The following is a 7,232-nucleotide window of genomic DNA, read 5'->3' as shown; positions in this document are numbered from 1 at the left end:
GGTGTTTCGAATGCCGTTGCCGCACTGTCGTTCGGCGCATTCTCCGCCATGATGACCGTCGGCCGGTTCACCGCGGATCGGATCAGCGCGGCGGTAGGCCCGGTGGCAGTGGTTCGCTACGGTGCGTTGCTGTCGTCCATCGGAATGCTGACCGTCGTGGTATCCGGCTGGCTACCACTGACGTTGCTCGGTTGGGCCCTGTTCGGCGCCGGCCTGTCGGGATGCATTCCGCAGATCTTCACCACGGCCGGAAATCTGGGCTCAGGTTCGGCCGGCACCAACATGTCTCGCGTCGTCGGCATGGGATACATCGGATTCCTCGCCGGGCCGGCAACCATCGGGTGGGTCACCAAGCTTGTGCCTCTCACCACAGCAATGTTGATCCCGTTTGCATGCGTCCTGGTCGCAGCGGGTTGTGCGGGTGTCGTTCGGCGCGATTCTCCGACCGCCTACAGACCTCACAGCTGATCCTCACGATCGGCACAGACTCAACAGGGATGCTGGTACTCGTGACCGTCTCGACCTCCACCCAGCACCCCGCGCCCTCCACAACCACTCGCTTCCTCGTCCTTGCCGCGATTGCCGTCGTAGCGCTGGGCGTCTTGTATTTCGTGCGACCCACCTCGCCCGGTTTGAGCGTCCCGGAACAGGTGCGCGCACTTGCCGAGTGGACGGTAGGCCGATTCGACGTCACCGCCGTACTCGCAGCCACTACCGCTCTGGCGGTCGTCTCGATGGTCCGCGGACTGCCATACGGCATCGGCGCGATCCTGCTCCTCGGAATGGGCGCCAATCTCACCAACGCGGCATTCGGTTCCTGGCTCCCCGATGTGCCCCAGGACCTACTGCCCAGCGGTCACGTCGCAGCGGCGACCGCGCTGTACTGCTCGGCGATCTTGATCTCCGCCCCGCAGTGGCGTCCGGTGGTCTCCGGACTCGGATTCGTCGGAGTTGCTGCGATCGGTGCCAGCGCGCTCGCCGCCGAGCTGAGCGGCCTTTTCGGAGTGATAGCTGGCATTCTGATCACCCTGGTATGGGCCTGTGCCGCAGCCATTTTGATGGCACGATCGCCCATCGCCGCGAAACGTGAAGAGCTACGCCCGGATACGGCAGCCATCGCGTTCTCCAGGCACCGGAGCATCCGACTTTAGTCCTAAATCTTTGGGATTCAGAGATTTTCGCCGATAGCCCTCCCGCCACGGTTGGGCATGACGTATGTTCTGAAATGTCCGAATCAAGTAGTTCCACAGCGAAGGAGTCTTTACCGTGAGCCTCGAAGATCTGAACCCGCTCGAACTGATCCAGAAGTTGATCGAACTACTTTCCGGCTTCTCTTCCGACCCCGAAACCCCCGAGGTTCCGTAAAACGTCGCCAGAGGCGCCTGTTCCGAGTTTCGTCTCGGACCAGGCGCCTTTGTCGTTTCAAGAAGTCGTTTCAGCACAAGAAGTCGTTGCAACACACGACATCTTTGCAACACACGGCCACGAAAAAAGGCGTCCACTCGCAGCTGCGAGTGGACGCCCCTTCCGAGTACCAGCGCTAGAGCGCCTTGAGTTCCTCGGTTACTTCGGAGACCGACTTCTTGGCGTCACCGAAGAGCATCGAGGTGCCCTCGGCGAAGAAGAGCGGGTTCTCGATACCGGCGAAACCGGAGTTCATCGAGCGCTTGAGCACGATGACGGACTTCGACTGGTCGACGTTGAGGATCGGCATTCCGTGAATCGGTGAGCTCGGATCGTTGCGCGCCGCCGGGTTGGTGACGTCGTTCGCACCGATCACCAAGGTGACATCGGTACGAGAGAACTCGTCGTTGATGTCGTCCATTTCCTTCATCGCGTCGTACGAGACATCCGCCTCTGCGAGAAGAACGTTCATGTGACCGGGCATACGGCCGGCGACCGGGTGAATGGCGTACTTGACCTCGACGCCCTTCGACTCGAGCAGTTTCGCCATGTCCTTGACGGCATGCTGAGCCTGCGCGACGGCAAGTCCGTATCCGGGTACGACGATGACCTGGTTGGCGTAGGCCATCTGGATGGCCGCGTCGGCGGCCGAGGTCGCCTTTGCCGTGCGCACGACACCGTCGGAGGATGCGGCTTCACCGCCACCACCACCGAAGCCGCCGGCAACGATGGCCGGGATGGACCGGTTCATGGCCTTGGCCATGAGGTTGGTCAAGATGGTGCCCGAAGCACCGACGATCATGCCGGCGACGATCATCGCCTGGTTGTTGAGCGCCAAACCTGCAGCAGCAGCTGACAAACCGGTCAGAGCGTTGAGCAGCGAGATGACGACGGGCATGTCCGCGCCGCCGATGGGCAGCACGACCATCAGTCCGAGGATGCCCGAGAGCACGAGCACGCCGACGATCCACAGTGAGCTGGTCGGGCCTTCCGGTGAGATCGCCTTGATACCGATGATCACCGAGAACGCGACGGCGGCAATGAGCAGCAGAGCATTGAGCGGCTGCTGGAGCTTGCCGATTCCGATCGGACGACCAGGCAGAGTTTCCTGCAGCTTCAGAAACGCGATCACGCTGCCCCAGAAGGAGATCGATCCGATCACCGCGGCAAAGAGCGACGCGATGACGATGTGTACCGTCGGCGACTCGCCGTGCTGGAATGCGGTGAAACCGTCCGAGTCCAGGAACTCCGCGTACGCGATCAACGCGACCGTGCCGCCGCCGACACCGTTGAACAGTGCCACCAACTGCGGCATGGCCGTCATCTTCGTCCGGAGCGCCGGCGGAACGCCGAGCACGACACCGATGACAAGGCCGGCAGCGATGAGGATCCAGTTCCCCATCTCCGCATCACGAATGGAGATCAGAGTTGCAACGACGGCGATGAGCATGCCGACCGCGGCGATCTGGTTGCCGCGGACTGCGGTCTTCGGGCCGGTAAGACCCATGAGGCCGTAGATGAACATCGAGAACGCGACAATGTAGAGCGCATTGACCAGGTATTCCATTACTGGTCACCATCCTTCGACACAGACTTGGCGGCCGGCTTGGCCTTGAACATCGCCAACATGCGGTCCGTGACGACAAAACCACCGACAACGTTCACGGTTCCGAAGACGAGCGCGACGAACAAGATGATCTGCAGCCCGATCGAGGGATCGTGCACCTTGCCCAGGACGACCAACGCGCCCAGGACGACGATGCCGTGGATGGCGTTCGTACCGGACATCAACGGGGTGTGCAGGGTGTTCGGAACTTTGGAGATCACAGCGAAACCGACGAACCCGGACAACACCAGGATCGCGATGTTCGCCAGTAGTGATGTGTACATCAGGCGCCCTTCTCTTCACGGGTGACGCACGCACCGGCCAGAACCTCGTCGGAGAAATCAGGCGCCAAGGCACCTTCCACCAACATGAGTTCGATCAGCGCGGAAATGTTCTTCGAGTACAACTCGGACGCATGCTCCGGCATGGACGCCGGCAAATTCAGCGGAGAGCAAATGGTCACGCCGTGCTTGACGACGGTTTGACCCGGCTCGGTCAGCTCGCAGTTACCACCGGTTTCACCCGCGAGGTCGACCACGACACTGCCCGGCTTCATGCCTTCGACCGCGGCAGCGGTCACCAGGCGCGGCGCGGGACGACCCGGAACCAGAGCTGTGGTGATCACAACGTCGAAGCCCTTGATCGCATCTTCGAGTGCCTGCTGCTGCTTCGCTCGCTCGTCGTCGGTCAACTCGCGGGCGTATCCACCCTCGCCCGCCGCATCGATTCCGAGGTCGAGCCACTGTGCACCCACCGAACGCACCTGGTCGGCGACCTCAGGACGCACGTCGTACCCGGTAGCGCGGCCACCGAGACGCTTGGCTGTCGCCAGCGCCTGCAGACCTGCCACACCCACTCCGAGGACCAGAACCGTCGCAGGCTTCACCGTGCCCGCAGCGGTGGTGAGCATCGGGAAGAACCGCGTCGACTCCGATGCTGCCAACAGAACAGCCTTGTACCCGGACACGTTCGCCTGCGAGGACAACGCGTCCATCACCTGCGCGCGGGAGATACGAGGAATCGCCTCCACGGCGTATCCCTCGATGCCGGCGGCCTTCAACTCGGCGATGCGGTTGTCCGCATTACGCGGATTCAGGAAACCGATGAGCTTCGCGCCGGTACTGATCCGGGCGATCTCTTCTGTCGACGGAGGCGCAACCTTGACGACCACGTCAGCAGTCCACGGATCGCCGATCTTCGCGCCGGCAGCGGTGTACAACTCGTCGGGAATCAACGCCCCGAGACCGGCCCCGGACTCGACGACCACGTCGACACCCTTGCCGATCAAAGCGGACACAATTTTCGGCACCAATGCGACCCGACGCTCACCATCACTCGATTCTCGAGGGACGCCGACCGACGGACGCACTTGTGCGCTCTTCGATGTTTCCATTTTCCATTACCTTCTGCGGTTGGTGGTTCGCCTGCTGCGACGAGCGGCAACCAGCATGTGATGAGCGGAAGATGACCCGCTTTTGGGTGAATGGTGACTGATAGTAGCCAGAGTTAACGCGGCGTAGGGAAACCGACGACGCACTTTCTCCATCTGAATCGAGTCCGAACAGTATGTTTGGACATACCTGAAGAAGCCTACTGTGAGGCCGATCACACCGGAATGGCGGACTATTCCACTATTTGAAACGGCCGAAAGACGTAAAGGCATCAGAATGACGCGCCGAATAATCACCGTCGAGCGAGTTTACGAACCGGGTTCCGAATGTAACGCCGTCCGACTCCGCGTAGACCGACTCCGGCCACGCGGCCTCAAACGCGAAAACCTGCAGTACGCCTCGCACCGTCCTCGGATGCTCGACCCGTTGTTCTACTGACAGCAAGCAAGGACCTGCCGTACGGTCACGCGCAGGTCCTTGCCGACTATCTCGCAGAATTACTCTGATGTCCTAGTATTTCACTAGAGCATCAATTGCTCACATATTGAGACCGCAACTTGTGCTTGACGAGCTTTCCTGTAGCGGTCCTAGGCAATTCGTCGGCAAAGTCAATGCTTCTCGGAGCTTTGAAATGTGCGACCTGACTGCGAACGTATTCCAGCAATTCCTCGGCGACATGGGCACCAGGCTCGATTCCCTCCGCTAGTTGGACAACCGCCTTGACCTGCTCACCCATTTCCTCGTCGGGAACACCGATGACCGCCACGTCGAACACCTTCGGGTGCAAAGTAAGGATGTTCTCGGACTCCTGTGGGTAGATATTCACACCACCGGAGATAATCGTGAACGCGGCGCGGTCGGTCAGATAAAGGAAACGCTCGGAGTCGATATAGCCGATATCTCCACTCGTCGTCCACGTCGGATGATCCGGATGCTGCGCGGCAGCCGTTTTCTCGGGATCATTGTGGTACCGGAACGGCAAAGTCTCCCGCTCCCAGAACACGGTACCGATCTCGCCGACCGGAAGATCGCGCCCGGCGTCGTCACAGATGTGCACGATCCCCATCACTCCGTCACGCCCGACGGAACCCGGATGCGACAAGGCCTGCTCACTGTTGATGAAGGTAGCGCCCGAACCCTCGGTCGAGGCGTAGTACTCGTAGATCACCGGCCCCCACCAGTCGATCATTGCCCTCTTCACTTCGGGCGGGCAGGGAGCAGCAGCGTGAATGGCGACCTTCACCGTCGAGACGTCGTAACGATCACGGGTCTCCTTCGGAAGTTTCAACATTCGAACGAACATCGTCGGTACCCACTGACTGTGCGTCACAGCGTATTTACCGATCAACTCCAGCGCGGTTTCGGCTTCGAATGCATCCATCAAGATCACGGTTCCGCCGACCGAATTGATCACGCCGCAAAAACGCAGGGGCGCCGCGTGATAGACCGGAGCCGGGCACAAATAGACTGTGTCGGAATCGAACCCGTACATCGGTGCGAACACCGCGGTGTACGGATCCATGGTGGTGTTCACCTCACCCTCCGGGAGATCTCCTTTGATCCCCTTCGGCCTGCCGGTCGTTCCCGACGAATACAGCATGTCAGCCCCACGCGGCTGCGAGTCGAGTGGAGCAGTGGACTGCGCATCGACCGCGTCTTCGTAGTCGTCGAAGCCCTCGAGGGCGCCGCCGTACACCAATCGGTGCCGCACGCGTGGAATCAGCTTCTCGTCCAACGGAACTGCTGCGGACGCCTGCCCCGACGCCACCAGAATTGTCGCCTCGCAGTCGTCGACGATGTAGGCAGCCTCCGCAGCCGTGAGATGCCAGTTCACCGCGGTGATGTAGAGGCCGGATCTCAACGCTGCCCAGTACACCTCGAACGCCCGGAGATCGTTGTTCGAGATGAGAGCGACGTGGTCCCCAGGCTTGGCACCGACACTTCGGAAGTATCGCGCCAACTGCGTCGACCGTTCGTCGAGTTCCCGATAGGTGATGGACTCACCCGTCGCAGGGCGAATGACGGCGGGCTTGTCCGGTGTGGACTGGACAAAATTTCCTGGAAACACGAAGACTCCTCTGTCGGTGACGACAACGCCGCGTGAGCCTGATTCGGCGTCGACAATCCTGGTCTACCACAGGAACTCTGCCACCCTCGGAGGTTTGGCGACACCGACTCGAAGCATGGGAATGCCCGCTCACTTATCCGCCGGGACATACAGTGAGGAGAACCGCACCGTCCGAAACAGGAGATGTCCACATGAGTGGTTGGCCCCAGGACTCAGTAGTCGACGCATTGACCGAGGAATGGAGAGTCATCGACGCACTGCTGGCCGAACTCGACGGCGATCAGTGGTTGGCACCGTCGAACCTTCCGGGGTGGACGGTTCACGACATCGTGTCCCATCTGATCGGTACGGAATCACTGCTCTCGGGCATCAATCCGCCGTCGATCAATCTGGACGTGCACGCATTGCCCCACGTCCACAACGAGATTGCGGCGTTCAACGAGCGCTGGGTCGAAGGCCTGCGGCGGACACCGCACTCGGACCTGCTGACCCGATATCGCGAGATCACCGCCGAACGAACCGAAGCGCTGCGCTCGATGACCAGCGCGGACTGGGACGCCGAGACACAAACACCGGTCGGTCTTGCGCCCTATGGCCGGTTCATGCGTATTCGGACCTTCGACTGTTGGATGCACGAACTCGACATCAGAGATGCAGTTGGCATTCCGGGTGAGGAAGGCGGATTGCGCGCGGAGACTGCATTCGGCGAAATCACCAGCGCGCTCGGATTCGTCGTCGGAAAACGAGGAAAGGCGCCAGAGGG

The 7,232-nt window shown here is 60.9% G+C and carries 6 protein-coding genes and 1 pseudogene; 3 read left to right on the top strand and 4 right to left on the bottom strand.

Going from position 1 to position 7,232, the window contains the following annotated elements:
* Together A2J01_RS15025 and A2J01_RS15020 are read left to right on the top strand one after the other, a co-directional pair.
* Positions 1-468 (top strand): annotated as a pseudogene (locus A2J01_RS15025) (MFS transporter); the annotation flags it as partial.
* A gap of 29 nt (positions 469-497) precedes the next feature.
* Positions 498-1,151 carry a hypothetical protein gene (locus A2J01_RS15020; protein WP_064113011.1) on the top strand — a complete coding sequence of 218 codons (654 nt, stop codon included), beginning with the start codon at positions 498-500 and terminating at the stop codon, positions 1,149-1,151.
* 389 nt (positions 1,152-1,540) lie between these two features.
* Here A2J01_RS15020 and A2J01_RS15015 read toward each other — a convergent pair whose 3' ends face one another.
* From A2J01_RS15015 to A2J01_RS15000, 4 genes are all read right to left on the bottom strand, one after another.
* Positions 1,541-2,971: an NAD(P)(+) transhydrogenase (Re/Si-specific) subunit beta gene (locus A2J01_RS15015; protein ID WP_003941368.1), complete on the bottom strand. Its 1,431-nt coding sequence runs from the start codon at positions 2,969-2,971 to the stop codon at positions 1,541-1,543.
* The gene (locus A2J01_RS15010; RefSeq protein ID WP_003941319.1) at positions 2,971-3,294 is read right to left on the bottom strand and encodes an NAD(P) transhydrogenase subunit alpha; all 324 of its coding nucleotides are present in this window, start codon (positions 3,292-3,294) and stop codon (positions 2,971-2,973) included. Before A2J01_RS15010 ends, A2J01_RS15015 begins: the two co-directional genes overlap by 1 nt.
* Positions 3,294-4,403, bottom strand: coding sequence for a Re/Si-specific NAD(P)(+) transhydrogenase subunit alpha (locus tag A2J01_RS15005; protein WP_003941381.1), 1,110 nt, complete (start codon positions 4,401-4,403; stop codon positions 3,294-3,296). Before A2J01_RS15005 ends, A2J01_RS15010 begins: the two co-directional genes overlap by 1 nt.
* Before the next feature lie 527 nt (positions 4,404-4,930).
* Positions 4,931-6,469, bottom strand: coding sequence for an AMP-binding protein (locus A2J01_RS15000; RefSeq protein ID WP_064113010.1), 1,539 nt, complete (start codon positions 6,467-6,469; stop codon positions 4,931-4,933).
* 191 nt (positions 6,470-6,660) lie between these two features.
* Here A2J01_RS15000 and A2J01_RS14995 point away from each other — a divergent pair.
* On the top strand, positions 6,661-7,232 hold a 572-nt coding region (locus A2J01_RS14995; protein WP_064113012.1), incomplete at its 3' end, for a maleylpyruvate isomerase family mycothiol-dependent enzyme.

This window comes from Rhodococcus sp. EPR-134 (assembly GCF_001647205.1).
Lineage (GTDB): Bacteria > Actinomycetota > Actinomycetes > Mycobacteriales > Mycobacteriaceae > Rhodococcus_F > Rhodococcus_F qingshengii.
This window is presented reverse-complemented; position numbering and strand designations above follow the sequence as displayed.